Raw genomic sequence first — 2,235 nt, forward strand, 5'->3', positions numbered from 1 at the left:
AAATTGAAAAACTGTTAAATTGAAAAACTGTTAAATTGAAAAACTGTTAAATTGAAAAACTGTTAAATTGAAAAAGTGTAAAACTGAAAAAGTGTAAAATTGTATAATTGCTGAAATAATACTCATATGAAGAAACTCATCTTAGTTGTATTGACACTTTCACCAATCATTCTCTTTGGTCAGAATAACCTCCAAACTGAACTTTCGCAGCTTATTGATCACTGGCACAAGGCTGCTGCTGAGGCAAATGAAGATGCTTATTTTAAACTGATTGCTGATGATGGCATATTCATCGGAACTGATTCTTCAGAAAACTGGACAAAATCAGAATTTCAGGCTTGGGCAAAGCCCTTTTTTGATCGAGGTAAAGCTTGGTCGTTAAAGGCAAACTCCAGAAATATCTATGTTCATAGCAGCAAACAAATGGCTTGGTTTGATGAGTTGCTTTATACAAAATCAGGTTGCTGGATTGGCACTGGCGTTTTGGTAAAAGAGAAAAAACATTGGAAAATAGCCCATTACACTTTGTCAGTTACCATTCCCAACGAAAAGATGAAAGAGGTTAGCAAACTATTGCTCAAAGAATAATTCAAGCAGATGGATCATCAATACTTAATTGAGCTGCCAAACATTTCACAAGTACTGGCTTCAAAACTAAAGCAGGCCGGGATTAACAATACTCAAGAGTTGTATTCAGTAGGAGCAAAAGAAGCATTTTTCAGAATCAGGCAATTTGATAAGGAAGCCTGTATTAATATGCTATACGCACTGGAGGGAGCTGTTCAAGGTATTCGATGGCATAAACTTGATGGTATTTCAAAGTTTGAGCTGAAAGAGTTTTATGATTTTTTAACCATTCAAGGTCCTCTGAAAGAATCAAAATAAAAACTATTTAGGTTATAACTTCTCGTCCCAATTTACTTTACTATTCTACGTTTTAAGGTATAGAGCTATATCTGTTTATACCTAAAATCAATTGTAGCGATTAATGTCAGCCATCATAATAAATTCATATCGACTAAGTTTTTTGAGCCTTTTTGTATTCGTAATTGGTTTATTATTTATCAGTCATGCCTATTCTCAGGAAGCTGAGATTTATACAGAAATAGAATTAGAAAAACTTATCCAGAAATATTCTCAGGATTCCATTCTGAATCTGGAGCGATTGGCAGCTTTTGAATTCCACAAACTCCTGAATGAATACAGAGCAAGCAATAACCTGGATACACTTGGATGGAATGAGACATTGTGGTTAACCTGCCGTAATCATAACATTTACATGAGTTACCACAAAGAGTTAAGCCACTCTGAAACAACTGATGAAAAGTATTTTTCCGGAGAGGATCCTGGTGACAGATTAAAATATGCACAGGAAGAAATTAGATTATACTGGAGTGGAGAAAATGCACTTTACAATTACAGTTGTTACGGATCAAGTAAGCTCGAAAAAGCCCATAATATTGCAGAATCCTCTTTTAATCAATGGAAAAACTCTCCCGGACACAATAGAAATATGCTTTCGAAAAGTCATGAGTTACATGGTGCTGCTTTTATAATATCTGACAGCAGGGTTTATGGAACCAGTTTATTTGGATATCCATTATCAAAATCAAACTATTGGGCAAACTATTTAGCAGAAAAGAAAGAGAAATCTACCAAAACATTAAGCGAGAAAAAGTCAAAAACATATAAAAAAATAAGTATTGGTCAATCAAGAAAAAATATTGAGAATCAATTCATTGAGTATATTGAATCAGAGAATAAAATCCTTAAAAAACAAGATCGAATATTAAAGCAATGTGCCAAAAAGCAAGTGATTTATATGGCTTATAATAATGTAACAGAATCTATACAAAGGAGGCACAATAAATCATTTTTTGCTAAAGATCTGGCTAAACGAATTGCAAAAGCTGAAGGGAATCCATTTTGGTTCCTAGCCAGAAATACAAAAACAACAGAATACATTGTGTCATTTGATGTTAACGAAGAATACTTCTCAGAAGAATCAGTTAAACAGCAAATAATAAAAGAAATAATTTCAGAAAATAATATAGATAGTACTCAATTAAAGGATTATGGTTTCTATATAAAACTAAAAAGAAAGAAATCTAAGATTCAAGTCTTTGCTGCTTTTCTAATTGAAGTTGTTCAAAGTTGACGCAATAAAATTACTGTAAAAGCCAATAGATGCAATGCTTTCCAATGAGTTTTGTTTGTTTCAAAACGTACCAGAAT

The 2,235-nt window shown here is 32.9% G+C and carries 3 protein-coding genes; all 3 read left to right on the forward strand.

What is annotated here, in order from left to right:
- Nucleotides 1-126 precede the first annotated feature (126 nt).
- The 3 genes from HOG71_15015 (at nt 127) to HOG71_15025 (ending at nt 2,158) form a co-directional block, all read left to right on the forward strand.
- Entirely contained in the window at nt 127-588 is a 462-nt protein-coding gene (locus HOG71_15015; protein ID MBT5992158.1) for a nuclear transport factor 2 family protein, read from the forward strand.
- 9 nt (nt 589-597) lie between these two features.
- On the forward strand, nt 598-885 hold the full coding sequence (locus HOG71_15020) for a TfoX/Sxy family protein (GenBank protein MBT5992159.1): 288 nt from the start codon (nt 598-600) through the stop codon (nt 883-885).
- 103 nt (nt 886-988) lie between these two features.
- On the forward strand, nt 989-2,158 hold the full coding sequence (locus tag HOG71_15025; GenBank protein ID MBT5992160.1) for a CAP domain-containing protein: 1,170 nt from the start codon (nt 989-991) through the stop codon (nt 2,156-2,158).
- Nucleotides 2,159-2,235: the final 77 nt, after the last annotated feature.

This window comes from Bacteroidota bacterium (genome assembly GCA_018698135.1).
Taxonomy (GTDB): domain Bacteria; phylum Bacteroidota; class Bacteroidia; order CAILMK01; family JAAYUY01; genus JABINZ01.